At 62.0% G+C, this 26,154-nt stretch carries 20 protein-coding genes; 4 read left to right on the top strand and 16 right to left on the bottom strand.

What is annotated here, in order from left to right:
* Positions 1-4 precede the first annotated feature (4 nt).
* The 10 genes from argH to pheS all read right to left on the bottom strand — a co-directional run bounded on the left by argH (position 5) and on the right by pheS (position 13,063).
* Positions 5-1,441, bottom strand: a complete 1,437-nt coding sequence (gene argH / locus FFA61_RS03770; RefSeq protein WP_005961486.1) for an argininosuccinate lyase — start codon at positions 1,439-1,441, stop codon at positions 5-7.
* 42 nt (positions 1,442-1,483) lie between these two features.
* The gene (locus FFA61_RS03765; protein ID WP_165544448.1) at positions 1,484-2,875 is read right to left on the bottom strand and encodes an O-antigen ligase family protein; all 1,392 of its coding nucleotides are present in this window, start codon (positions 2,873-2,875) and stop codon (positions 1,484-1,486) included.
* 359 nt (positions 2,876-3,234) lie between these two features.
* Positions 3,235-4,458: an argininosuccinate synthase gene (locus FFA61_RS03760; RefSeq protein ID WP_005961488.1), complete on the bottom strand. Its 1,224-nt coding sequence runs from the start codon at positions 4,456-4,458 to the stop codon at positions 3,235-3,237.
* A 44-nt stretch (positions 4,459-4,502) separates the two neighbouring features.
* Positions 4,503-5,018 (bottom strand): arginine repressor, encoded by a 516-nt coding sequence (locus tag FFA61_RS03755; protein ID WP_005961489.1) that lies wholly within the window; start codon positions 5,016-5,018, stop codon positions 4,503-4,505.
* On the bottom strand, positions 5,015-6,322 hold the full coding sequence (locus FFA61_RS03750; RefSeq protein ID WP_005961490.1) for an acetylornithine transaminase: 1,308 nt from the start codon (positions 6,320-6,322) through the stop codon (positions 5,015-5,017). Before FFA61_RS03750 ends, FFA61_RS03755 begins: the two co-directional genes overlap by 4 nt.
* Positions 6,319-7,452: a bifunctional glutamate N-acetyltransferase/amino-acid acetyltransferase ArgJ gene (gene argJ / locus FFA61_RS03745; protein WP_005961491.1), complete on the bottom strand. Its 1,134-nt coding sequence runs from the start codon at positions 7,450-7,452 to the stop codon at positions 6,319-6,321. The genes FFA61_RS03750 and argJ overlap by 4 nt, the downstream gene beginning before the upstream one ends.
* Before the next feature lie 80 nt (positions 7,453-7,532).
* Entirely contained in the window at positions 7,533-8,600 is a 1,068-nt protein-coding gene (argC, locus tag FFA61_RS03740; protein WP_083879431.1) for an N-acetyl-gamma-glutamyl-phosphate reductase, read from the bottom strand.
* Positions 8,601-8,715: 115 nt separating this feature from the next.
* On the bottom strand, positions 8,716-9,210 hold the full coding sequence (locus FFA61_RS03735) for a flavodoxin domain-containing protein (RefSeq protein ID WP_005961493.1): 495 nt from the start codon (positions 9,208-9,210) through the stop codon (positions 8,716-8,718).
* Positions 9,211-9,327: 117 nt separating this feature from the next.
* Positions 9,328-11,976: a phenylalanine--tRNA ligase subunit beta gene (gene pheT / locus FFA61_RS03730; RefSeq protein ID WP_040313447.1), complete on the bottom strand. Its 2,649-nt coding sequence runs from the start codon at positions 11,974-11,976 to the stop codon at positions 9,328-9,330.
* A 1-nt stretch (position 11,977) separates the two neighbouring features.
* Positions 11,978-13,063, bottom strand: a complete 1,086-nt coding sequence (gene pheS / locus FFA61_RS03725) for a phenylalanine--tRNA ligase subunit alpha (protein WP_005961495.1) — start codon at positions 13,061-13,063, stop codon at positions 11,978-11,980.
* 392 nt (positions 13,064-13,455) lie between these two features.
* Here pheS and map point away from each other — a divergent pair, with 392 nt between their 5' ends.
* Both map and ppgK read left to right on the top strand, forming a co-directional pair.
* Positions 13,456-14,343 carry a type I methionyl aminopeptidase gene (map, locus tag FFA61_RS03720; RefSeq protein WP_005961496.1) on the top strand — a complete coding sequence of 296 codons (888 nt, stop codon included), beginning with the start codon at positions 13,456-13,458 and terminating at the stop codon, positions 14,341-14,343.
* Between the two features lie 625 nt (positions 14,344-14,968).
* Positions 14,969-15,718, top strand: coding sequence for a polyphosphate--glucose phosphotransferase (ppgK, locus tag FFA61_RS03715; RefSeq protein WP_040313450.1), 750 nt, complete (start codon positions 14,969-14,971; stop codon positions 15,716-15,718).
* Between the two features lie 224 nt (positions 15,719-15,942).
* Here the strand turns inward: ppgK and acnA are convergent, their stop codons facing one another.
* The 3 genes from acnA to FFA61_RS03700 all read right to left on the bottom strand — a co-directional run bounded on the left by acnA (position 15,943) and on the right by FFA61_RS03700 (position 22,454).
* Positions 15,943-18,633, bottom strand: coding sequence for an aconitate hydratase AcnA (acnA, locus tag FFA61_RS03710; protein ID WP_005961499.1), 2,691 nt, complete (start codon positions 18,631-18,633; stop codon positions 15,943-15,945).
* 437 nt (positions 18,634-19,070) lie between these two features.
* On the bottom strand, positions 19,071-20,390 hold the full coding sequence (locus FFA61_RS03705; RefSeq protein WP_005961501.1) for a class I SAM-dependent RNA methyltransferase: 1,320 nt from the start codon (positions 20,388-20,390) through the stop codon (positions 19,071-19,073).
* A 66-nt stretch (positions 20,391-20,456) separates the two neighbouring features.
* Positions 20,457-22,454 (bottom strand): APC family permease, encoded by a 1,998-nt coding sequence (locus FFA61_RS03700; RefSeq protein WP_131247248.1) that lies wholly within the window; start codon positions 22,452-22,454, stop codon positions 20,457-20,459.
* A gap of 333 nt (positions 22,455-22,787) precedes the next feature.
* On the opposite strand from FFA61_RS03700, the gene FFA61_RS03695 reads away from it, so the two are divergent.
* Both FFA61_RS03695 and FFA61_RS03690 read left to right on the top strand, forming a co-directional pair.
* The gene (locus FFA61_RS03695; protein WP_040313454.1) at positions 22,788-23,438 is read left to right on the top strand and encodes a potassium channel family protein; all 651 of its coding nucleotides are present in this window, start codon (positions 22,788-22,790) and stop codon (positions 23,436-23,438) included.
* 1 nt (position 23,439) lies between these two features.
* A complete protein-coding gene (locus FFA61_RS03690) occupies positions 23,440-24,144 on the top strand; it encodes a potassium channel family protein (protein WP_005961504.1) in 705 nt (234 codons plus the stop codon).
* Between the two features lie 273 nt (positions 24,145-24,417).
* On the opposite strand, the gene FFA61_RS03685 is transcribed toward FFA61_RS03690, so the two are convergent.
* From FFA61_RS03685 to FFA61_RS03675, 3 genes are read right to left on the bottom strand one after another with little or no spacing between them, the layout of a single operon-like run.
* Complete coding sequence (locus tag FFA61_RS03685; protein ID WP_005961505.1) at positions 24,418-25,113, bottom strand: DUF3159 domain-containing protein; 696 nt, start codon at positions 25,111-25,113, stop codon at positions 24,418-24,420.
* Positions 25,110-25,526, bottom strand: coding sequence for an OB-fold nucleic acid binding domain-containing protein (locus FFA61_RS03680; protein ID WP_005961506.1), 417 nt, complete (start codon positions 25,524-25,526; stop codon positions 25,110-25,112). The genes FFA61_RS03685 and FFA61_RS03680 overlap by 4 nt, the downstream gene beginning before the upstream one ends.
* Complete coding sequence (locus FFA61_RS03675) at positions 25,498-26,145, bottom strand: DUF3710 domain-containing protein (RefSeq protein ID WP_005961507.1); 648 nt, start codon at positions 26,143-26,145, stop codon at positions 25,498-25,500. The genes FFA61_RS03680 and FFA61_RS03675 overlap by 29 nt, the downstream gene beginning before the upstream one ends.
* Positions 26,146-26,154 lie beyond the last annotated feature (9 nt).

Genomic DNA, 26,154 nt, shown 5'->3' with positions numbered 1-26,154 from the left:
TAGCTTAACGGGTCGAGCCCGCCGCCCACGCCCGGCAAGCCGCAAGAGCCCCCTCAACGGCCTCAAGCTGCTCGGCGACGCGAATGGGGGCGGTTCCGCCCTTACCCAGGCGCGCGGACACAGAACCGGCGACACTCAACACCTCCCGGACCTCGGGAGTGAGGAAGGGGGATGCGCTCGCAAGTTCCTCATCACTCAGATCCGCGAGTTCCACTCCCCTCCCCTCGGCGATACGCACGCAAGATCCGGAGATCTCGTGGGCGTCGCGGAAGGGGACGCCGCGGCGCACCAGCCACTCCGCGATATCAGTGGCGAGCGAAAAACCCTGGGGGGCGAGCTCGGCCATGCGTTCAAGATGCAGGCTCATCGTCGAGATCATTCCGCAGACTGCGGGAAGGAGGACATCCAGGGTGTCGAGCTGATCGAAAACCGGTTCCTTATCCTCTTGCAGATCCCTGTCGTAGGCGAGCGGGATCCCCTTCAAAACCGTCAGGAGCGACATGAGGTCGCCGATGAGACGGCCGGCTTTACCTCTTCCGAGCTCGGCGACATCCGGGTTCTTCTTCTGGGGCATGATCGACGAGCCCGTGGAGAAGGAATCGTCAAGAGTGACATAGTCGAACTCCTTCGTGTTCCAAATGATGATCTCCTCGCACAGGCGCGAAATGTCGACGCCGATCATTGCGAGCACGAAAGCCGCTTCAGCGACAACATCGCGCGAAGCTGTGCCGTCAATGGAGTTCTCCACGGAGTCGGAAAAACCTAGTGCCCGGGCAACGGCGCCAGGATCCATACCAAGAGTGTTGCCCGCGAGAGCACCCGAGCCGTAAGGCGAAACAGCGGCCCTGCGATCCCAATCCATGAAGCGCTCAACATCGCGGATAAGAGGCCAGGCGTGGGCGAGAAGATGATGGGCAACGAGGACGGGCTGGGCGTGCTGCAAATGTGTGCGCCCCGGCATCACAGCCTCGCCCGCATCCTTCGCCTGTCCGATGATCGCCTCGACGACATCGAGGACGAGCTTGGCAATATGACGGGCCTCTTCGCGCAGGTACATGCGTATCAGGGTCGCGATCTGGTCATTGCGCGAGCGTCCCGCACGGAGTTTGCCGCCCAGTGTCTGCCCGGCGCGCTCAATGAGTCCTCGTTCCAAAGCGGTGTGAACGTCCTCGTCTTGGGGGGCGGGGACGAAAGCGCCGGAGGTGACGTCCTCGTCAAGACGGTTCAAGGCCTCGTGCATCGCGGTGATTTCTTCGTCGCTGAGCAGGCCCGCCGCATACAGGGCGTCCGCGTGAGCGTGAGAGCCCACAATGTCGACGTGGGCGAGACGCCAGTCGAAATGGGTCGAAACGGAAAGGGTTGCGAGGGCGTCGGCCGGAGCACCTGCGAAGCGGCCGCCCCACAGGCTCAGGTGCTGGTTCGAAGAATCGGATGACGTCATAGGTCGATCATGCCCTCCCAAGGGGTACTCGTGGGCTGCTGTCTAGAGAGCGGACGAGGAGCAAGTGCGCTGCCCCGTCCCTGCCGGGTACGCGCGCGGCCTGTAATGCTTACGAATGTGCTCCACGAATGGGCGGGTCTGGGCGACATAGGCGGCAAGAACGACGAAGAGGATCCAGTTGCCCTCAAAGAGGAGGCGAGATTCGACGGTTGATTGCACTCCCAGGGCTGTGGCGAGCAGGGCCGGGATGATCGCCGAACGATCTGTGTCGATGCGCCGCACACCCGTCACATAGGTGCCGAGAAGCACCGTCGCAACCGCGAGGAAAACGAGGAAAGCACCCACGATGCCCGTCTCGAACAGAGCCTCGAAATACGCGTTATGAGCCTGGGTTGTTGGAAGGCCATCTGCTCGCAGAAGGAACCCCTCAAACACGGGGTGGTCAATGGGGTAACCGATGGTCCACCCCCAGCCGAGCATCGGATGCTCGAGCCACATTGGAAGTAGGGCCCGCCAAATATCGCCTCTGCCTGAAAAATCGGAGGAACGACCGAGAAAGCTCGCAACATACTCGTGGGCGAACAGGGTCATCATGATGATGACCATCGCCAGTCCCGTCAAGGACAGAACGAGGCCGGGACGTGCTCGTTCCGGTACCGAACCGACGAAAGCGAAAGCGAGAGTCGCTCCTGCGACCGCCAGGAGACACATTGTGACTGTTCCTGAACGTGTGAGCGCCATTGTTGCCCCGGCGAGCCCGATCCACGCGAGGGCGGGACCAGGGGTGACTCGCCCTTGAAGGAGGCGCCCCATCAGGCAAATGATCAAGAGGACCGCGACGAAGGCCAGGGGGTTGCGATTCCCCATGAATCCTTGGATCGGCCCGCCGCTGAACAGGCGGTTCTCCGACCAGAAGAAGATCTGCGGAATATCCGGATTCCGAATGATCGTCAAAGGTGGGAGCGGGGCTTTCCAGAAGAGAGAAACGAAGAGTTCGAAGAGGAAGGAGACGGCGAGGATCGACTGAAAAGCGCGGATAAGCAAGTCGATGATCTGATCCATTGTCCGCGCTGCTGCGAGCATAAGGCCGACCAGTGTCACTCCGATGGTGACCACTGCCGATACTGCCGTGTGGAAGGGGTATTGCGACCATCCGATTGAGAGGACGCACACGAGCGCATAGAGCAGGGTCGCGACCGGCTGGGGTTTTTTGACGAAGGATGCACCCTGGTGGGCGAAAGCCCAGATGAAGGCGATGAAGAGGATCACGAGGACGATCCCAGAACTGTAAAAGCCCACAATGTAGCGAATGCCTTGGCCCGCGAAGCCGACGAAAAGGATCGCAACGGCGACGAGGTCGAAAAACCTCTTCGATCGGAGGAAGGAAGAGGCCGAAGTCGCCGGTCTGGGGAGGGTCTCGTTCGCAGATGTCATCGAGAGCATACTAGCCGTGTATGACGACGTGATCGGTCTGGATGAAAGGACCGGTGAGAAGCGATATCGGACTGAAACACACCGGGGTCGGATGAAAGCACGGCTCGAATCGAGCTGCTGGACCCTTCCGCCTCCAGCAGCGCTGCTCCATCTTCGCGATAGGCGCTGTGGTTCGGCTCTGTGCGCCCGTCCTCAATACAGCCCGGGTCGGCCTCGACACAGCCGTCCTTTCTCGGTGAAGCCCGGCCGGTGCTCGAGTCAGGAGTGTCCCGCCTCTGTCCTCGTCCTCGTCATCGTCCTCGAAAAGGAGTGCGCCCGCCCTGAAGACCCAGCCTCAGAACGGGCGCAACACCGATCAATCAGTAGCCGCTGCTCTCCCCCAGGCGCACATCGCGCGCCGCCGCGAGCTTCGACTGCAGACCGTAGATGTCGATGAAGCCCCTCGAAGAGGACTGATCGAAGGAATCACCGCTGTCGTAAGTCGCGAGATTGAAGTCGTAGAGCGAGGCATCAGACTTTCGACCATTCACGGTCGCGCGCCCCCCGTGCAAGACCATGCGGATATCACCCGACACGAACTTTTGAGTGTCCTCAATGAAAGCGTCGAGAGACTTCTTCAGCGGCGAATACCACTGCGCCTCATAGACGAGCTCTCCCCAGATCTGCTCCACACCCCGCTTGTAGCGGCGCTGCATACGCTCAAGAGTCACAGACTCGAGGGCCTGGTGAGCTTCGATGAGCGCAATGGCACCCGGAGCCTCGTAAATCTCACGCGATTTAATGCCGACGAGACGATCCTCAACCATGTCGATGCGACCAATTCCCTGCGCACCCGCCCGCCGATTCATCTCCTGGATCGCCTCCAGCGGAGTGACGGGACGCCCATCGATCTTCACCGGGATACCCTTGTCGAAGGTGATGACCACTTCATCGGGAAGCGGCGGGTACGTCGGGTCGTCGGTGTACACGTAGACGTCCTTCGTCGGAGCATTCCATAAGTCCTCGAGGAAACCCGTTTCGATGGCACGCCCCCACACGTTCTGGTCGATTGAGAAGGGATTGTGCTTCGTCGTCTCGATCGGAAGATTGTGCTTTTCCGCGTAGGCGATCGACACGTCCCTGGTGAGGGAGAGGTCTCGGATCGGAGAAATGCAGTCCATGTCCGGGGCCATTGAGGTGATCGACACCTCGAAGCGGACCTGGTCATTGCCTTTGCCGGTGCATCCGTGGGCAACCGTGTGGGCCCCGAATTCTCGTGCCGCCCGCACGAGATGCTTGGCGATCACCGGACGTGAAAGCGCGGAAACAAGAGGATACTTACCCTCATACAGGGCATTCGCCTTCAGGGCCGGCATACAGTATTCGCTCGCGAACTCGTCACGGGCGTCGGCGACATAGGCCTCAACAGCGCCGCAGTCGAGGGCGCGCTGGCGGATGACCTCGAGGTCCTCTCCTCCCTGGCCCACGTCAACAGCCACGGCAACGACCTCGCGGCCGGTCTGCTCCCCGATCCAGCCGATCGCGACGGAAGTGTCGAGACCACCGGAGTAGGCGAGAACGACGCGATCATTCTTCGCAGTCATATGCGCTCCTTTTCCTATTTCTATGACAGTCCGGGAGTCCCGGTTCAGTCGAGGTCCGGCATCTGGCCGGGCTCAGCGAGTTCCATGAGGTACTTCTGGGTTGCCCGCGCATCCGCTGCACTTCGGCAGATGACGAGGATCGTGTCATCACCGGCGATCGTGCCCGCGATCTCCTCCAAGCGCACCGCATCAATGGCAGAACCCAGAAGATTCGCCCCCCCAACGGTCGTGCGCAAGACAAGCTGGTGATCCACGAGGATCGAGGTGACGAGGAGCGCCTGGCACCACTTCTGGAGGCGCAGGCGCCCGCCCTCGCCCTCGTGCGTCAATGCGCCATCAATGTCGGGAACCGAGTAGACGCGGCTGCCCTCAGCGGTACGGACCTTCGTGGCCCGCATGTCAACGAGGTCTCGGGACAAAGTGGCCTGCGTGACCTCGATCCCCTTGTCAGCCAGCCGTTCGCGCAATTCCTTCTGAGAGCCGATCTGTTCGGAGGCGAGGATGTCGCGGATGGCTTCACGCCTCGCGTTCGGGGTCTGCGGCATCGGTGTGGGCGTCATCGGCTCTTCTCCTTCAATCCGGTGGCTTCCACGATGAGGCGGGGCAGGGCCTTCGTGAAAGATGCGGCCTGCTCGGCGTTCATAATGAGGGGAGGTGCGAGACGCAGAGTATGGGGCCCCGTCGCATTGAGGATGAACCCGGCCCTCCTGCCGACTTCGACAAGTTCAGCCGCAATATCGCGAATAAAGTCCAAGCCGATGAGCATTCCCCGGCCCCGCACCTCGGCAACCCCCTCGATCAGGGCGAGTTCGGCGCGCCACGTGCCAGACAGTTCCTTCACGCAAGAGAGCACTCCTTCCTCTTCAAGAGTGTCGAGGAGCGCCAGGGCCGCGGCCGCGCAGATCGGGTTGCCCCCGAAAGTCGTGCCGTGCATGCCTGGGCCCAGGACATTCGCGCATTCACCGAGCGCGACGCACGCGCCGATGGGCATTCCAGCGCCGAGGCCCTTCGCGAGAGTCACGACATCCGGGACGATGCCCGAGGCGTGGTGCCCCATCCAATCGCCCGTCCGGCCGATTCCCGTCTGCACCTCGTCAACGACCATGAGGGCGTTATGAGCGCGTGAAAGCTCGCGCACAAGGCTGAGGTAGGAGGCGTCGAGTTCGTGGACTCCGGCCTCGCCCTGAATCACTTCGACGAAGATCCCGGCGACATCATCGGAGATTGCGGCTTCCAAAGCTTCGGGATCGTTTGCCGCAATGAACTCGACATTGGGGATCAGTGGTGCAAAAGGTGTGCGGTAGCGTTCCTTCCAGGTGAGGGACAGGGCGCCGAGAGTGCGCCCATGGAAGGCGTGTTCGAGGGCGAGGACGCGGGTCTTCTCAGGGGAAACAGCGAGGCCGTGGGCCTTGACGATTTTCAGGGCTGCTTCGTTCGCTTCAGTTCCGCTGTTCGCGAGGAAGACCCGGGAGCCTTCGGGGGCTCCGCCGGGTTCGACGATGTTGAGGATCTTCTCCGCGAGCCGGATCTGGGGCTCTGTTGCGAAGAAGTTCGACACATGGCCGAGGCTGCGGGCTTGTTCTTCGATTGCCGCGACGACTTTCGGGTGGCAGTGCCCGAGCGCGTTCACTGCGATTCCGCCGAGCAGATCGAGGTAGCGCTTGCCTTCAGCATCTTCGAGGTATGCTCCTTCGCCTTTCGTCAAGACGAGGGCGGGGGTGCCGAACGTGTTCATCAGCGATGAGGCGTAGCGGCTTGTCCATTCGGACCCGGCACAGGTGTCCTTCATTGTGCTGCCCTTCGCGGGGTCTTCCTTCATTGCACTGCCCTTCGTGGGGTGTGTTTTCCCTGGGTTCTCGTTCATGAGGAGTAGGCGCTGTTCTCGTGGACGTAGTCGTGGGTGAGATCGTTCGTCCACAAGACGACGTTCTCCTCTCCGGCTTTCAAGTCGATGAGGACCTGAACCTCCCTTGGCGTCATATCGACGAGGCTGCGGTCCTCTCCCACTCCGCCGTTGCGGCAGACCATCACCCCATTGATCGACACGTCAATCTGCTCTGGATCGAAGGGGGCGACAGATTCGGGGACCGTGCCAACCTCGGAAAGAATGCGACCCCAGTTCGGATCGTTGCCGAATACAGCGGTTTTGAACAGGTTGGATCGTGATACGGCGCGGGCGACTGCTTCTCCGGCGGCTTCGTCGCTGGCGTGCGCAACCGTGATCTCAATATCGTGACTCGCGCCCTCAGCGTCGGCGAGGAGTTGACGGGCGAGGTTCGCGCAGGTCGAGCGGAGAGCCTCAGTGAAGTCTTCTTCCGAAGGAGCGACGCCTGAGGCCCCTGATGCGAGGAGGATCACCGAGTCATTCGTCGACATGCAACCATCGGAATCGGTGCGGTTGAAGGTCGTGCGCACCGCTTCGCTCAAAGCGGCGGCGGCCATGTCATCGTCGAGGATGGCGTCGCTCGTGATGACGCAGAGCATCGTCGCGAGTGCGGGCGCGAGCATTCCCGCGCCCTTCGCCATCGCTCCGATCTGCCATCCCTCCTGAGAGGAGAACTCATAGGTTTTGGGGACTGTGTCGGTCGTGCGGATCGCGTCTGCCGCTTGGGCTCCCGCCTCGGGGGTTGAGGCGAGGGCAGCCACGGCCGCGTCTGTGCCATGAAGGATCTTGTCCATCGGGAGGCGTTGGCCGATCATGCCGGTCGAGCAGACTCCCACTTCCTTCACTTCGCAGCCCAGGAGGGGTGCGAGGTGTCGAGCGCTCGCCTGTGCATCGTGGAAGCCTGCTTGGCCTGTGCACGCGTTCGCCCCACCAGAGTTGAGGATGATCGCTTTGAGGCTTGCGGAGGCGAGGTGGCTGCGGGTCAGGGTCACGGGCGCGGCGACGACCCGATTCGAGGTGAATACTCCCGCCGATGCGAACACGGGGCCCTCGTTGACGACGAGGGCTAGGTCGAGGGCGCCCTCCGTGTGTTTGATTCCGGCGGCCACACCGGAAGCGGTGAAGCCGCGGGGCGCGGTAACACCGCACGGAGCCGGAGCTCCGGTGGGCGTGGTCGATTCAGTGCTGGTCACGGTGCGACTCCGATCATAGGAACACCCAGGTACTCCTCAAGCCCCAGGGCGATATTGGCGCTTTGAACCGCCGCTGCCGCGGTTCCCTTCCCGAGGTTGTCAATAGCGGCGATCGCAATGAGCGTCCCCGCTTTGGCATCAATGACGGCCTTGACTCGGGCGAGACCAGTGCCCGTCACCGGTCCGCTCGTCGGCCAGACACCATCGGGGGTGACAGTGATGAGGGCTTCGTCCTCGTAGATGGTGTAGGCCTCTTTCACGCTCTCCTCCTTCACGCCCTCGGCAAGGGGAGCGACGACGGTCGCGAGAATTCCACGAGAAGTCGGGACGAGGACGGGAGTGAAGCTCAGGCGCATCGATTCCTTGTCCCCTCCTGCGAGTACGAGGTTCTGAATGATCTCGGGGATGTGTCTGTGCGTTCCGCCGACCGCGTAGGGAGCCATATTCCCGAGCGCCTGCGAAGCGAGAAGGTGGGGTTTCATGGACTTGCCTGCGCCGGAGTAGCCAACGGCGAGGGTCGCGACAATGTGCGACACGTCGACGAGTCCGGCATGCACAGCGGGTTGGAGTGCCAGGGTCACCGCTGTGACATTGCATCCGGGAACTGCGATCCTGCGAGTCGCGGCGAGGAGTTCTCTTTGGGCGCGAGCCAGGGGCTCTCGTGCATGGATGAGTTCAGGCATGCCGTAGGTCCATGCGGGGCTGAACTCTCCCCCGTAATACTCCGCCCAGTCTTCGGCCTTGATGAGGCGGTGATCGGCTGCGCAGTCCAACACGAGGGCGCCGTCCCCGCTGGCATCGAGTTCTTCGGCGAGCGCGGCGGAGTGCCCGTGTGGCAGTGCGAGAATCACGAGGTCGTGGCCGGAGAGTGTTTCGACAGAGGTCTCTTGGATCTCAAGCTCGGCAAGAGAGCCAATCTGGGGGTGGAGTTCACCGAAGAGTCGGCCCGCGCTTGATGCCGCGGTCAGCGTGGTGACCTCAATTTCGAGATGGGCGGCCAACAGGCGCGCAACTTCACCCCCGGCATAGCCAGATGCTCCGGCGATCGCAGCTTTCAAACTCATATGCATGAATATACACCGTCATGCATATTTATCCATTAGTGTCCGGGGGACGAACACTCAGACCTTCACGCCACCAACCGCCCCAAACACGCAGGCCATCGGCTATTCAGAACATTCAGTCCTTGTCTGAAAGCTCCGCTGCGATCGAATCCGCCCACGCCTCGACCTCGCTCCAGTCGCGGAAATCACCCTCCACGACACCCGCGAGGCGCGCAACCGAACGCTCGCGCAGGGACAAGAGCGAAGGCTTGTAACGGCCCGCAAAAGTGTGCTTGTCAATCGCGAGAACATGCGTCAAAGCCGGACCAATGCGAGTCGGATCTTGCGGCGCATGCTTCGGCACCCCATTCATCCCGACTGAGAAAGCCCAGACGCGCTTCGTCTTCAGCTGCTCGGCGAAGCGCTCCAAGAAACTCTTCGCCTCGTCCATCCACTGAAGGATGTACACCGCCGAACCGCATACGACCACGTCATAGGGATCCACGGATTCCACGGCCGCCGGAGCCACGACATCAACGCTGTGGCCCGCATCTTCGAGCCTGTGCGCGATCGCTTCCGCGATCTCATGAGCCGAACCATGTTTCGAAGCTGCAGTGACAAGGATGTGCATACGCCCAGTATGAACGACAAGGAGGCCCCTCGCGCTGTCCGATGGTCCCGGTGAGTCGGAATCCATAAGATGCGCGAGGGCCCTCCCTTAAGAATCTGCCTCCCGATGGCGAAGCATTCAGGAACGAAGAGCCGCTCCGAGGACCTTCTCCGCTTTCTTCACAACATCCTCACGAACCTTCGCCGATTCCTTCGCAGTGAGCGTGTGATCGGTGGCGCGAAGCTTCAGGGCGAAAGCGAGAGAACGCTTCCCCTCCCCCAACTGCTTGCCTTCGAAAACGTCAAACAAGCTGAGGTCTTCGAGGAGCGGGCCCGCACCCTGGCGAACCACCTGTTCGACGCGCGACACGGGAATCGAGGAGGAGACGACGAGGGCGATGTCCTCCTTCGCGACCGGGAAAGTCGACACGGGCTTGACCTGGATCGGCTCAGCCGAGCAGGCCTCAAGAAGAGCGGACAGATCGATCTCAGCGGCGCACGAGCGAGCGGGAAGACCGAAGGCCTTGCACACCGCAGGGTGGAGCTCCCCGGCGAAAGCGATGTCCACAAGCTCACGCCCCTTCCGCACGAAAACGCGGGCAACACGGCCCGGGTGCCAGGGGGCGACCTCGGATGGATCCTGCGCAGGCGTCGGCATGGGAGCACCCTTCACCGTGGAAGGCTCTAGATCCCAGGCGCGACACGTCTCAACGCGCACCCCGAGGATCGAGGCGAGCCCCAAGACGATCTCAAGGGCATCAGACCACGCGAAGGAACGAGTCTCCTCGGCAAGCGGGGAGGCCGAGGCACGCCCAGCGAGGACCACGCCAATATGCTGAGGCTGCTTGGGAGTCCCCGCGTACAAAGCTCCGAGCTCCTCATCGCTCGGGCGCTGGGACGCGGAAAGCAGCCCAGTTGGAACGGTCCCCTCGGGCCTGGCGACGAGCCCCTGTTCAAACAAGGCCGCCCGGTCCGCACCTCGGGCAATATTACGGCCCGCAGCATCAAGAAGCGTGTCAAGGATCGAAGTGCGCAACCAGGGAGCATCATCGGCGAGCGGATTGCGCAATCTCAAAGCCTGACGCCTCGGATCGGATTCAGCCAGTCGCTGACGGTCAAAGGAATCCGAGACGAAGGGGTAGCTGAGAACCTCAACAAGCCCCTGAGCTGCGAGGAAGTGCACGGCCTGACGGCGAGCCTCCTGCGCGCCCGTCAAACCGGTTCCCGTCGGAGCGGCAGGGAGAATCGAAGGGATTTCGTCGTATCCGTCAAGACGGGCAACCTCCTCGACCAAGTGAGCCCGACCCACCAGATCGGGGCGCCAACTCGGCGGAGTCACGAGGAAGATCCCTTCGGCGCCCTCCACGACCTCGCAACCGATCGCTTCGAGGATCTCGCGAACCCGGTCCTTCGAATAGTCGACACCAACAAGGCGCGCCGCGTCCTCGAAGGGGAACTCAATCGCCTCAGCGGCGCTGAGCTCATTGAAGTCGAAGACCGCAGGATCGACCGTGCCACCCCCGTATTCGACGAGCAGGTCCACTGCGCGTTGCGCGGCCACAGCCGGAAGTTGCGGGTCGGTTCCACGTTCGAAACGCTTGGACGCCTCGGAGGGCAGGTGATGACGGCGCGAAGTACGGGCAATCGACACGGGGTCGAAGTGCGCCGCCTCGAGGAGAATATCCGTCGTGGACTCCTCGACCTCGGAGTAGGCGCCACCCATCACACCGGCCAGACCAATGATGCGCGAGCCCTCCGACTCAGGTGAATCGGTGATGAGCAGATCCTCCGGGTCGAGCTCGCGCTCGACCTCGTCAAGAGTCTGGAGCTTCTCCCCCGCTTTCGCTCGGCGCACCACAATCGGTGCGGCCAGGGCCGACAGATCGTAGGCGTGCATCGGCTGGCCCAAGTCGAGCATCACATAGTTCGTGACATCAACGGCGAGGGACAAAGAGCGCATCCCCGCGGCCTCGAGGCGCTCCACCATCCAACGCGGCGTCGGCGCCTGAGGATTCACTCCGCGCACGATCCTCGTGACGAAACGGTCAGCGCCCATTGCACCCTTAATCGGAGCCTCGTCCTTGACGAGAACAGGGAAACCATCCGTGCTGGCCTCGGGAACGCTCGTGACGAGATTGCCCACCAGGCCAGGATCGGTGAAGGCCGCTCCAGTGGAGTGGGAGAACTCGCGGGCGACACCGCGCATTGAGAAGCAGTAGCCGCGGTCCGGGGTCACGTTGATCTCAAGGACCTCCTCGCCCAGTCCCAAGAACCCAATGATGTCGGTGCCGGGTGCGGGGATCTCGCGGTCCGCAAACATCTTCTTCAAGACGATGATGCCATCGTGGTCCTCGCCAAGACCAAGTTCGCGTGCCGAGCAGATCATGCCGTCCGAGATGTGTCCGTAGGTCTTGCGCGCCGCAATCTGAAAATCTCCGGGCAGCACCGCGCCGGGCAAGGAGACGACAACCAGGTCGCCCTCGACGAAGTTGTGGGCACCGCAGATGATCCCCCGGCTCTCAAGCTCCGAGGGTTCCTTTCCGCTGCCGGGGGCGTCGTTGAACTCGCCCACGTCGACCCGGCAGTAGTTGACGGTCTTGCCGTTCGATGCGGTCTCCTTCACGAGGGACAACACCTTGCCCACGACGAGAGGACCTTGGACCTTCGCGGGGTGGATCGTTTCCTCTTCAAGACCCACCTTGACGAGAGCCGCGGCGAGCGCGGTCGCATCGGTGCCCTCGGGGACCTCGACGTGGTCGGCGAGCCAGCTGAGCGGAACCATTGGCATTTCAGTGGCCCTTTCCGTGAAGACCGAACTGCTGGGAGAAACGCACATCGCCCTCGACGATGTCGTGCATGTCGGCGATGCCGTGGCGGAGCATGAGCGTGCGTTCAATACCCATGCCGAAAGCGAAGCCCGTGTACTCGTCCGGGTCAATGCCGTTGGCGCGCAGAACATTCGGGTTGACCATGCCGCAGCCGCCGACCTCGATCCATCCGGCCCCGCCCTTCTTTTGGGGGAACCACATGTCGAGTTCGGCGCTCGGCTCGGTGAAGGGGAAGAAGGAGGGGCGAAGGCGGGCCTTCGCATCGGGGCCGAACATCGCCTTCGCGAAATGGTCAAGAACACCCTTGAGATGCGCCATGGTCAGCCCCTTGTCGACCGCGAGGCCTTCGACCTGGTGGAAGACCGGGGTGTGGGTCGCGTCGAGGGCGTCCGAACGGAAAACCTTGCCCGGGCATGCGACGTACAGGGGGACGCCGCGGGCAAGCAGGGAACGCGACTGCACGGGTGAAGTGTGGGTGCGCATGACGAGGCATCCATCTTCGGGGGCCTCGCCGCCGATCGTCGTGCCGTCGATGTAGAGGGTGTCTTGCATCTGGCGCGCCGGGTGGTCGATGTCGAAGTTGAGGGAGTCGAAGTTGAACCACTCGTGCTCAATCTCCGGTCCTTCCGCGATCTCCCAGCCCATCGAGGTGAAGAAGTCCTCGATCTCCTCAATGAGCGTGCCGATCGGGTGGCGAGCACCAATGACGGAGCGGGCACCGAAAGCGGTGACGTCGACGGATTCCTCCACCAGGACCCGGGCTTCGTGTTCGGCCTCGAGGATCTGTCCGCGCTCAGTCAAGGCCTGCGAGAGGCGAGCGCGAGCACCGCCGAGGTTCTTGCCCGCCGTTCCCCTGTCTGCGGGGGCCAGCTGACCGATCTTCCGGTTCGCGAGGACCAGAGGCGCCTGGTCGCCCAGGAGTGCGGACTTCACGGCTTTGAGGGCCTCGAGGTCTGCGGCGGCCTCGATATCGGCGAGGGCGCGGGCGACGAGGTCGTCAACTGCCTCCGAATCGAGCGGGTTGAGGTCAAGGGCGGCTTGGGCCATGTCCTGCTTCCTCCGTCGGGGTCATGAATGCGCGTGCTTCGCGCCCCGCCATGATAGTCCGTTCGCCGATCGCCTCGGATTCACGTCCGCTCCGCGATGTGCTCCGGGTCTGCAGGTTCTGCTCTGGCGCTCAGGTGCGGTGCTGCATCGCTGGAGCAGAAGAGGTGCTGGCGGCTGGGCCTAGACGCTGCGGCACCGTGTCGGGGTGTTCCCGTGATGGGGGTCAAGTCGGGGGCTGTTCTTGTACAGGATGGAACCGGGATGCTCCCGTGATGGGGCTGAGACCGGGGCCGCTGTTAGGGAAAGTGGGATGGAGGCAGGGCTGTTGCGGTTCTGCAAGAGAGGCAGGGGTGCTCGAACGAGAGTTCTGAGGTGGGACTAGGCTTGACGCCATGACTCTTTCACTTGATCTTGCCTCTCGTGCGCCCTTGGGCGATCTGAAGCCCGGCCGTATCTCCCCGCTGCGCACCGTGCCCGCACACATCGAACGCCCCGAATACATGTTCCACGACGGTCCCGAACGTGTCACAGCATCCGATGTCAAGGACCCTGAGACGATCGAGCGCATCCGCTACGCCGGGAAGATCGCTGCGCAAGCCCTCGAACTCGTCGGTGAAGCTGTGAAACCGGGGGTGACCACCGATGAACTCGACCGGATCGGCCACGACTTCCTTATCGCACACGACGCCTACCCCTCTTGCCTGGGATACATGGGCTACCCCAAATCCCTGTGTACCTCGATCAATGAGGTGATCTGCCACGGCATTCCCGATGATCGTCCGCTTGAGGAAGGCGACATCATCAACGTCGACATCACCGCCTATGTCAAAGGCGTGCACGGCGACACCTGCCGGATGTTCGAGGTCGGCACCGTGGATGAGGAATCGCATCTGCTCATCGAACGCACGAAGAACGCCATGATGCGTGGCATTAAAGCCGTTGCGCCCGGACGAGAAATCAATGTCATCGGCCGCGTGATCGAAAAGTACGCGAGGCGCTTCGACTACGGTGTCGTCCGCGACTACACGGGTCACGGCGTCGGCGAAGCCTTCCACTCGGGGCTTATCATCCCCCACTACGATGCGGCTCCGAACTACTCGACCGTCATGAAGCCCGGCATGGTCTTCACGATTGAGCCGATGATTACCCTCGGTGGAATCGACTGGGAACAGTGGGATGACGAGTGGACTGTCGTCACTGCCGATCGTTCGCGCACGGCCCAGTTCGAGCACACGATCGTCGTCACCGAGGACGGGGCTGAGATCCTCACCCTGCCGTAATGCTCCGCCCGCTCAGGGTGGGGATGCGTGAAGCCTGAGCTGTTGTCCTTTTGTCCTTTCCCAGCACAAGCTCACGGCCTCGGCACCCCCGAACACACCACTGGAGGCACCGGGCATGCATTCATCCCCTGTGTGGACCAGCACCCTAAAAGCCTGAGGCGCCGGGATTTCCCCACATCCCCGTAGGCCCAGCACCCCAAAAGCCCGAGGCGCCGGGCATGCATTCATCCCCTGCGTGGACCAGCACCCCAAAAGCCTGAGGCGCCGGGATTTCCCCACATCCCCGTAGGTCCTCGAGTCTTCGTCGGCTCGGGGCGCAAGGCCAGGATTTTTCGGCACTGAAAGGGTCCATTCTGGAACGAATATCGCCCACGCGACTGTGCCTCACCTGTGAAGACGGCATCCCTTCAGTTTTTTCGAGACGAGTAGCCCTCTCAGGGCCTGTCTTCCTCTCGTGATCTGTCTCCCCTTCTTTTGAGTTTGCTCGATGTCCGTAGAGAGCTCGACGTCTGTAGAGGGAACAGATCATTCGTCGAGGGGCGCAAATTATGCTCCCGGCCCCGCCCTTCACCGGACTCGGGTTATTATTCTCATCACACCCCAATTTCTTCTCTTGGAGGACAAGATGACGACGGTGGCATGCGGTATCGATATTGGCGGCTCGGGAGTGAAGTCGGCACTGGTCGACCTCGAGACCGGGGAATTCATCGGAGAACGCATCCGGATCGACACACCGAAACCCGCGACGCCCGACGCTGTCGCCGACGTGTGCCATCAGATCCTCGTCCAGCTCGAGGTCGGCCCCGAGATCCCGGTCGGCATCGCCTTTCCCGCACCCGTAATCCACGGAGTCATCCCCTTCATGGCGAACCTCGACGACTCCTGGGTCGGCATTGATGTCAACGAACTCATGATGCGCCACCTCTCCAGACCGGTCGTTCCACTCAACGACGCCGACGCCGCAGGCTTCGCAGAGGTCGCATATGGTGCCGCGAAGGGGGTTGAGGGCCTCGTCATCCTCACCACACTCGGCACCGGCATCGGTTCCGCGCTCATCATGGACGGGCACCTCATTCCGAATACGGAACTCGGGCACCTTGAGATCGATGGTTACGACGCTGAGAAGCGCGCCTCCTCCGGGCAGAAGACCCTTCAGGACCTCAGCTGGAAGAAGTGGGCGAAGCGCCTTCAGCGCTACTACTCCCACGTCGAGATGCTCCTCTCCCCCGATCTTTTCGTCGTCGGCGGCGGCGTGTCGAAGAATCATGACAAGTTCATGCCTCTCCTCGACTTGAAGACGCCGATGGTTCCTGCGCAGCTGCGCAACACCGCGGGCATCGTGGGCGCTGCATCCTACGCGGCATCCCGAGCCTGAGGCCAGAACGGATCCCGGCCACAAGTCGGACACAACGGGGCCCAAGGTGGCCACAAGTCGGACACAAGGGCACTCCACGAGGAGTTCACCTCCCGTCCGAAGACCAGCCAAAGCCCGCTCACCAGGGGAAACCGCCTCCATCAGGGCCAGTCTCCCCCCTCAGTGTCCGACTTGTGCCCGGGGCGAAACCATCACTGTCCGACTTGTGCCCCGGGCACTCTTTTTCAGCTCCTTTTGGCCAGATCTCTCAGGACGTACTGAAGGATTCCCCCATTGCGGTAGTAGTCGGCCTCCCCGGGAGTGTCGATCCGCAGTCGCGCATCGAACACAACGCAGCTGGAGTCCTCGCGAGTCGCAGTGACGCGCAAAGTCTTCGGGGTCACACCCTCATTCAAAACGCTCACGCCTTCGATATCGAAGAGCTCCTCACCCGTCAGCCCCAGAGTGTCTCGGCTCTGACCTTCGGGAAATTCGAGGGGGAGCACTCCCATACCGATGAGATTCGAACGGTGGATGCGTTCGAAGGATTCAGCGATAACGGCCTTCACTCCGAGCAGGGAAGTGCCCTTCGCCGCCCAGTCCCGCGAGGAGCCCGAACCGTATTCCTTACCTCCAAGGACAACGAGCGGCGTGCCCGCAGCGAGGTAGTCTTGCGCCGCCTCGTACACGGTGGTCGTCGGCGCGCCCTCGCGAGCGAAATCCTTCGTGAAACCACCCTCGACACCCGGAACCATCTCATTGCGGATGCGGATATTGGCGAAGGTCCCACGGATCATGACCTCATGGTTTCCACGCCTCGAGCCATAGGAGTTGAAATCCTTGCGCTCCACCCCATTGGCAAGCAGGTACTGGCCCGCCGGAGTCTCCGGCTTGAAAGCGCCTGCGGGCGAAATGTGGTCGGTCGTCACCGAGTCGCCGAGCTTCAGCAAGACCCTGGCGCCGTGAATATCTTCAACGGCTTCGGGCTCGAGGCCCATTCCTTCAAAGTATGGGGGCTTGCGGACATACGTGGAGGTGCTGTCCCAGGAGAAGGTATCCCCCTCCGGGGTATGGAGTCCCTGCCAGCGCTCGTCTCCAGCGAAGACATCCGCATAGTCCTTCTCGAACATCTCACGGTCGATCGAAGAATCGATGCTCGACTGGACTTCCTCCGGGCTCGGCCAGATGTCCTTCAGGAAAACCTGCTCCCCCGTCGCAGGGTCGGTCCCCAAAGGCTCGGAGTCAAAGTCGAAGTCCATCGTGCCGGCAAGTGCGTAGGCGATGACGAGCGGCGGGGACGCGAGGTAGTTCATCTTCACGTCCGGGTTGATGCGGCCCTCGAAATTGCGGTTGCCCGACAGGACCGACACGACCGCCAAGTCGTTCTCATTCACCGCGGCAGACACTTGCGCGGAAAGAGGACCAGAGTTGCCGATGCAGGTCGCGCAGCCGTATCCGACGAGGTTGAAGCCGAGGGCGTTGAGGGCGCCCCACAGCCCCGCCTTCTCGAAGTAGTCGGTCACAACCTTTGAACCAGGAGCGAGGGAGGTTTTCACCCAGGGTTTCGACTTCAAGCCCCGGGCGACGGCTTTGCGGGCGAGAAGGCCCGCGGCCATCATCACCGAGGGGTTCGAGGTGTTCGTGCACGAAGTGATTGATGCGATCGCGACGTCACCGTGGTTGAGGCGGGTTTGTGTGCCATCCGCCAGGGTCAGCGCCACGTCCTCGCGCTCACCTTCGGGCGCGTAGTCGGCGATGGTCTTGCGGAAGGAATCTTTCGACTCCGACAAGGTGATGCGGTCCTGTGGACGCTTAGGACCTGCGATCGAGGGGACGACGCTCGCAAGGTCGAGCTCGAGGTATTCGGAATAGCGCACCTCGTGGGAGGGGTCGTGCCACAGGCCTTGGGCCTTCGCGTAGGCCTCGACGAGGGCGATGGATTCTTCTGAGCGGCCCGTGAGTCGCAGGTAATCGAGGGTGACCTCGTCGATCGGGAAGATGGCGGCCGTCGAACCGAACTCGGGCGACATATTGCCAATGGTCGCGCGGTTCGCCAGCGGAACGGCGCTGACCCCGGAGCCGTAGAACTCGACGAATTTGCCGACGACTCCGTGGGCGCGCAGCTTCTGCGTGATCGTGAGGACAACATCCGTGGCGGTTGCGCCCGCAGGGATCTGCCCGGTGAGTTTGAAGCCGACGACGCGGGGGATGAGCATGGAGACTGGCTGGCCGAGCATCGCGGCCTCTGCTTCGATTCCGCCGACGCCCCAACCGAGCACGCCCAGGCCGTTCACCATCGTCGTATGTGAGTCCGTGCCGACGCAGGTGTCCGGGTAGGCGGTGATCGTGCCGTCGTCTTCGACTCGGGTGAAAACCGTTCGGGCGAGGTGCTCGATATTCACCTGGTGGACGATCCCGGTCGAGGGCGGAACCACTTTGAAGTTGTCGAAGGCTCCCTGCCCCCAGCGGAGGAATTGGTAGCGTTCGCGGTTGCGCTCGTATTCACGTTCGACGTTCGCTTCGAATGCGAAGGGTGTGCCTGCAACGTCGATCTGTACCGAGTGGTCGATGACCATTTCAGCCGGAGCGAGTGGGTTGATGAGGGTCGGGTCTCCGCCGAGGTCAGCGACGGCCTCACGCATGGTGGCGAGGTCGACGATGCAGGGGACGCCGGTGAAGTCCTGCATGATGACGCGGGCCGGAGTGAATTGGATTTCCGTGTCTGGTTCGGCCTCGGGGTCCCAGTTCGCGAGGGCTGTGATGTGGTCTGTCGTGATGTTCTGGCCGTCTTCGGTGCGCAGGAGATTCTCGGCGAGGATTTTCAGCGAGTACGGGAGCTTCTTGAGTCCCTCGACCGCGTCCAGACGGTAGTAGGAGTAGTTCTGTTCGCCGACGCTCAGTTCAGCGCGTGCGGCGAAGGAATCGATACTCGCCATTGGGGTCTCCTTATCGCTGCGGCAATGCCCTGCGGGTGCCAGGCTCGTAGGTGCGGGGCTCAGCTCCCACACAATTTATCTCGACATCAAGATTACGGAGGGGTGGCTTCTGTGCAAGCCGATTCTCACAAAACTCAACGAACCCCGAGTTTTCGCACACTTCCTCTCGTTCATCGTCGAGGACGAGGACGCGAGGATTCGTCTTGCACTCAGCCTTTCGGCAAAGCTGTCATCGAGGAAATCCTCTTCCGGGTCAGCAAGGAAATCCGCTTCAGAGCAGGTGGGAAAAGCGGTTCAGAGCGCATGGGGAATCTCCTCCCCCACTCCCCGATCACAACGCGCCGGGTTCTAGAGGTGGTTGCAACTTGTTCCATGCCCTGAGCACCACGTCCCAGTACGCACTGTTGGCACAGATCAACGTCTCCCCCACTCCCCGATCAGAACACCTGGCGTTCTAAAAGTGCGAGAGTCTCAACATGATGCGTGTGCGGGAACAAATCCCACGCTGAAAAGGCACTGAGCCGATAGCCCGCCTCGAAGAGCTCACGCAGATCCCTCGCCCCAGCGGCAGGATCGCAGGACACGAGAACAATCCTCGACGCCCCGGCATCCGCAATCGCTCGGCACGCCTCGCGTCCCGCTCCCGCTCGCGGAGGATCGAGCACAATGACATCGGGGCGCCGATCGAGCTGTGTTTTCAGCTCTGAAATCCCCTCTTTGTCGACTCCACCGACGAAGGCATCCACCCAACCAAAGGGAGCGAGATTCTCCCCAGCATCCGCCACTGCCCCTTCATCGCCCTCGAGGGATACGAGGCGCCCCTTCGGGCCGATCGCTTCAGCGAGGGGACGAGTGAAAAGGCCAGCGCCCGAATAGAGTTCAAGGACTCGATCCCCCTCATTCAGGGCCGCAGCGGAAAGGACAGCATTGGCAAGAACCTCCGCCCCCTTGATGTGGGTCTGCCAAAAGCCCGTGGGGCGAACCCGGTATTCGATGTTCTTCCCGGCGACTTCGACATTCCACGGCAAACGCTCGGCCTCGATCTTTTCACCAAGAGAGTTGAAAACACCCTTCGAGGTGAGTACCACCGGGGACTGCCCGTTCGGAGCGACCACGCGGATCCGCTCTTTCGGACGCCACAGCTCCGCCCACGCCGATCCTGCGCCAAGAATCCCGAGCTCTTCGATCGGAGTGACCGCGAGAGGCATCGAATCGAGGGCGATCACCTCGCGGCTTCGAAAACGGTGCATTCCGGCCAGCCCCTCCTGGTCGATCACGAGTTCGATCCTCGTTCGACGCCGCGTGAGATCTCCGCACTCGTCGCCGGGCGCCGCTTGAACCTGAACCCCGCCCAGTTCTTCGACGGCGGCCGCACAATCCGGCCCGCCGATCCTTCGTAGCTGGTCTTGGATGACCTTTTCCTTCCAGGCCCGTTGAGCATGGGGAGCGACATGGGCGAGTTCTCCGCCGCCGACACCTCCCGGGCCCGCCTGCGGCCACATGGACTCGACCCGATCTGGCGAGGCTTTAAGGATGTCCACGGCATCGGCCCAGGCGAAGGACTTTTGGGTGGAGGTGACACGAGCTCGGACGCGTTCCCCCGGGAGGGCATGACGAACGAACACGACGCGCCCGTCCTCGTCGCGGGCGACGCAGGCCCCGCCGTGCGCGGGAGAGCCGATCTGCAGCTCAAGAATCTGCTCTTCAATGCCTGTTGCGGCGCGGCTGCGGTGATGGCGTCGTGACTTACTCGTCATCGATCATCCTCTTCTCTTCCAGTCATGACGTGTGTCTTCGTATCCGGAGGGTGTGGGCCTCGAAGGCTATGCACTCTCATCGGGGGTGCGTGTGGGCTTTTCCCCCGTCTTAAAGGGATCGTTAACGAGTTGTCGGCCTTCGACCTCGTCATCTTCACCAAGTTTCCACGGCACGATGGTGAGGATGACGCCGGGCACAGTCAACAGGGCATGCCGGAGTCGTTCCTGCATCTGATTGTGCATGGCGTTCTCCCACCAGTGGTGCACGAGGACTCGCGGCATGTAGACGACGAGCATTTCCCTTGGGCTTTGGTGGCGCAGTCCTCGAATGTATTGGAGGACGACATGCGTCAGATCACGATAGGGGCTCGACAGGAGCGTCAGCGGGAGCGGAACAGCGGATTGCTCCCAATCCTCGCGGATGCGCCGCTCTTCTTCTTCATCGGCGACGACCGAGACGAGTTCAAGGGCGGAAGGATGCGAAGAGCGCGCCGCCGCGATCGCCCTCATCGAAGCCTTCGACAGACTCGACACGAGGACGAGGGCTCGAACCCTGGTCGGCAGGGCGCGTTTCTCAGACCAGTCCTCAACGTGCAGTTGTTTGCGGACTGTGTCGTAGTGGCGGCGGATTCCCAGCTGTACGAGGAAGGTAAGAGCGATCATGATGAGAGTGATCCACGCGCCGTGGGTGAACTTCGTCATCAAGACGATCAGCAGCACCAGGCTCGTCATCATGAAGCCGATGACGTTCACAGCCCGAGAGCGCAGCACCCGGCCTCGTTCCGAACCGTTCTGGCGCGTGCGCAGCTGCCGGTTCCAATGACGGATCATGCCGAACTGGGACAGTGTGAAGGAGATGAACACTCCGACCACGTACAGCTCGATGAGCCTGGTCGTTTCAGCCTCGAAAGCGACGATGAGGATGATTGCCGCGAGGGCGAGGACGAGGATGCCGTTCGAGTAGGAGAGGCGGTCGCCGCGTTTGTAGAGCTGACGGGGCAAGAAGGAATCTCTCGAAAGCACGGAGGCGAGGGTCGGAAAGCCATTGAAAGCGGTATTCGCGGCGAGCACGAGGATGAGGCCCGTCACTGCCGTGATGAGGAGGAAGAGGATCGACCCATTGCCGAAGACCGCAGCGGCAAGTTGGCCGATCACCGGTTGAATATACGTCTTCGCATCGACTGCGGCCCCGTTCAAGGTGAGCTGGAGGGCCGGGTTCTCAACGATCTTCACGCCGGTCGCTCGAGCGAGCAGGAGGATCGAGAGCATCATCGTCACCGCAATCGCACCAAGGATCGCAAGGGTGGTTGCGGCATTCTTCGACTTCGGGCGTTTGAACATGGGAACGCCATTCGAAATGGCTTCAACACCGGTCAGGGCCGCGCAGCCCGAAGAGAAGGCCCGCATCAGGAGGAATACCCCGCCCAAGCCGATAAGTCCCTCGGCATGATCCGGCGTTGCTGTGAGTTCGTATTGCGCTGTTGGCGCCTGCCCGAGGGTCCCGGTGAAAAACTCGATGAGGCCGACGAGGATCATCAGCAGGATTGAACAGATGTAGATGTAGGTCGGAATCGCGAAAGCGCCACCAGCGTCTTTCGTTCCCCGAAGATTCACGAGCGCGAGGAGAACGACCAGGCTGACGGCGATGATGAGCTTGTGCCCGTGAAGGGCGGGAAGCGCGGTCGTGATGTAGGCGGCGCCCGAGGAGATGGAGACCGCGACAGTGAGGATGTAGTCCACGAGGAGCGCGGATGCGACGAAGAGGCCCCAGTTCCGGCCCAGGTTCTTCGTCACGACCTCGTAGTCGCCGCCTCCCGAGGGGTAGGCGCGGACCGTCTGACGGTAGGACATGACGACCACCGCGAGGACGAGAGCCACGAAAACCCCGACCCACAGGGACTGCATCACAGCGAGAGATCCTGCGAGGGCGAGAGTCAGGAGAATCTCGTCAGGCGCGTAGGCGACGGACGAGAGGGCATCGGAGGCGAAGATCGGCAGCGCGATCCTCTTGGGCAAGAGCTGATGCCCCATCGCATCCGACCTCAGGGGTCGGCCGAGGAGCATCCGCTTCGCTCTGGCGAAGACGTTGGACAACACTCGCTAAGACTAATCCGCCCCATGGGCATTACGAGGCCAAGAGGTCCTCTTTCCATCGTGCAACTCGTCAAAAAAGGCATCGGGGAAGGGCTTGGGCGCATGAGGCGAGCACTTTCCAAGCAAGTGAAGGGGGTCCCAGTGACATCTGGCGGAAGCCCCAAAGCCACAGCGAAGAGCCTTAGTACATCGCGTGAGAGCTCTCCAAAGCCACAGCGAAGGCCCTCAGCGCATCACGCGAGAGCCTGCATGCTGGAGTCGAAGCGAAGAGACGAGTAGCGTTAACGCGTGCACTTCGTGATTATGGGATGCGGACGCGTCGGTTCACTCATCGCCACAGCCCTCGACGCCGACGGCCATTCCGTCGCCGTCATCGACATGGACCCCAAGGCCTTTTCGCGCCTGCCCGCGAACTTCTCCGGCCGCAGGGTCACCGGTTTTGGAATGGACCGCGGTGCTTTGAAACAGGCGGGCATCAAGGATGCCTACGCCTTTGCGGCGGTGTCGAGCGGTGATAACTCGAATGTCATTGCGGCTCGTATCGCCCAAGAGGTCTTCCACGTCGAACACGTCGTCGCCAGGATCTACGATCCGCAGCGCGCCTTCGTCTACGAGCGTCTGGGCATCCCGACGGTTGCCACGGTGAAGCGCACCGCCGAGTCCGTGATGCGGCGCATGCTGCCCCCCGATGCCTCAGTCATCTGGACTCATCCGACCGGCGAAGTGTCCCTCGTGACCGCCACCCCGGAAGAATCTTGGTACGGCATGGCCTTCCCCATTGTCGAAGAACTCACTGGGGAGCGCATCGCCTTCGTCTCCCGTCTGGGAACGATCATCCCAGCAAGACCTGATCTTGTAATCCAAGAACACGATCAGCTCTATTTCGCGGTTGCGGGCAACAACTCGACTCGCCTGCGCGACATCCTCACCAACGAACCGAACTTCCAGGACTGACATGAAGATCGTCATCGCAGGAGCCGGCTCCGTCGGCCGCTCCGTCGCCCTCGAACTGCTCGATCACGGCCACGAATGCACCCTCATCGATAATCAGCCGGACAAGCTGCGCGTCGCCTCCGTCGCCGACGCCGATTGGGTCCTCGCCGATGCGTGTTCTCCCGATGCCCTCGCAGATGCTGGGCTCGCTCAAGCCGATGTCATGGTCGCCGCAACCGGTGACGACAAAGCGAACCTCGTGATCTCCCTCCTGGCGAAAACCGAGTTCGCAGTCCCACGCGTCGTCGCCCGCCTTAACAACCCGAAGAACGAGTGGCTCTTCGACGCCTCATGGGGCGTGGACGTGTCCGTGTCGACGCCGCGCATCATGACTGCCCTCGTGGACGAGGCGGTCTCCGTCGGCATTCCGGTGCGTCTCTTCTCTTTCAACTCCGCTGAAGTCTCAATGTATGCGATCGTCCTCCCAGAAGAGTCGCCGCTTGTGGGCCGTCGGATTGTCGAAGTCGACCTCCCGCCACGTACAGTCCTCACGTCGCTTCTGCGTTCGGGACGCCCGATCACGCCTTCCGACGACGACATTTTCGAAGCGGAAGATGAGCTTTTGCTGCTGATCTCTGATCTGGAGAAGAACGCGCTCGACACTTTGACCCGTCTGGTCGAGGTGCCCGAGCCTGAGGTGAATGAGGAAGCCGAAGAGCAAGCCTGAGATCGCCGTCTTTTTCTTCGGAGCGACGCTCCGCTTGTCGCAGGGCTTCTCGCTCTGCTGTCGCACGCTCCTCGCCCGGTTATCGCAGCCTTCTCGCCGGGTTATCGCAGGCTCCTCCCCCGGTTATCGCAGGCTCCTCCCCCGGTTATCGCAGGCTCCTCTCCCCCGGTTATCGCAGTCTTCTCGCCCTGCAAGAGGTCGACAGTGCCCTCAAGAAAACGCGAGGCCCTCAAGAAAACACGAGCCTTTCACCCCGCCCGGCGCGAAGGCTCCTCACTCCCCTGCTTCATCCTGTGCTTCATTCCCCTGATTCACGAGCTGCCCGAAAGGACGAAGCCCCAACCAGCTCAACCACGCGGCGAGTGCGAAGAGAGGAACACCGAGGATCAGTTTCGCAACTCCAAGTTGGGCGACCTGGCCCATCCACCACAAGGGCACCTCTACCGCGAGACGGAACGCGAAAACCCCGGCCCATAGCCAGCTCAGCCACACGCATCTCCTCGCCAAAGGCTTAAACCGCTCGAAGCGCCACCACCCCTTCGGCAGCGCCCAAAAAGCGCCAACACCGATCGAAACGAAAGGACGTCCGACCAGGATCGTAAGGAGGACCCCGAGGAAGAAAAAGGCGGAAATGATGAGCCCGAAAGCGTAGAAGTTCTCCCCTTTTCCGCTCGCAAGCGCCCACAGCGCACCAATACCGACACCGAAGAACCCGGAAATCGCCTGGGAGATTGATTGACGTTGAAGGAGACGCGCCGCCAATGCGATCAGGGCCGTCCCCGCAGAAAGAATGCTCGTGAGCATTACGTCCCGGGTCACCACGAAGCAGACGACGAAAACGAGGCCGGGAAGGATCGACTCTATGAAGCCTCGCCACCCTCCCACGGCCTCTTGCCAGGAGAAAGACTCCTCATCAAGCTGCCGGGCCCATTGGGGTGGACGAGATGTGGGGAACTCCTTGTGGTTCACGTATTCTCCACGATGATCCGATACAGGGGATTGAAGATCACCAGATGGTCCCCTTGCATTCCAGCTGTGCCCTCGACCTCGATATGTTCTCCGACATGAAGGCCAGGAATGGAGCGGCGCCCAGGCCAACGCAACTCGATCGAAGCGGTCCCGTCGTACAAGGTGGCGACAAGGACCCTCTCGCCAACCTGTGAAGGGAAAGTCATCGACAGAAGCGAACCGAAAAGGGTGACCCGTTCGCGGTCGCGGACATCGCAGATTGCGATCGTTCCGCGCCGCTTACGTGTCTGCTCCTCATCGCGAGCTTCGTCACGCTGTCGTGTGTCGGTATTCAAGCGCTCCAACAGGGCGAAGAAAGCTCTCGTGATACGGAAGCTGCGCTCCTCAGACACGAGGGGCCTCCACCTGCTCATTCGGCACATGAATGGGGAGCAGGTCAAGACGGGCGCGCGGCTTGGAATCACGGACAATGACAATCCGATCAAGGATTCTCTCGATCTGCGCCCCGGCCTCGGGACTTTGAGCGGCGGGCCCGAGGATGTCGATCCTCGAGAACCAACGGTCGCCCTCGCGGCCGATGATGCGCATCCGGCTGCTCGCCTTGCGCCCATCGGGGAGCTTCACGGGGATATCCGCGTAGATCTCAGTCCCGTAGCGGCCCTCGACCTCGCGCACCTGAGCCTTATCCGCTCTCAGCCCTTCGAGGATCTGCGAACGAAGCTCGTCCCACACCCCACCTGAGCGGGGGGCCGCAGCCGCTGAAATCTGAAGCCCGGAGTCACCGAGCACGAGGAGGACGCGCAGGACCGAGGTGCCGTCATCGGCGACCTGGGTGCGCATCTGCATCCCCCTGACCGCGGGAAGAAGGATCGAGCCCATGTCGATGTATCCGACGGAGGTATCGACCTCCTCCGGGCTGCGAGGCCCGGGAACGCTCCAGATCTCAGCGTCCTCATTCACACGAGGAAGTCGCTGCGGCTCTTCCTCTTGCGGTGCGGCAGCGGGTTCGGCCCTCTTCTTGCGTCCGAACATCACTGGCGC

It is taken from the genome of Schaalia cardiffensis F0333, from assembly GCF_005886435.1.
GTDB classification, from domain to species: domain Bacteria; phylum Actinomycetota; class Actinomycetes; order Actinomycetales; family Actinomycetaceae; genus Pauljensenia; species Pauljensenia cardiffensis.
This window is presented reverse-complemented; position numbering and strand designations above follow the sequence as displayed.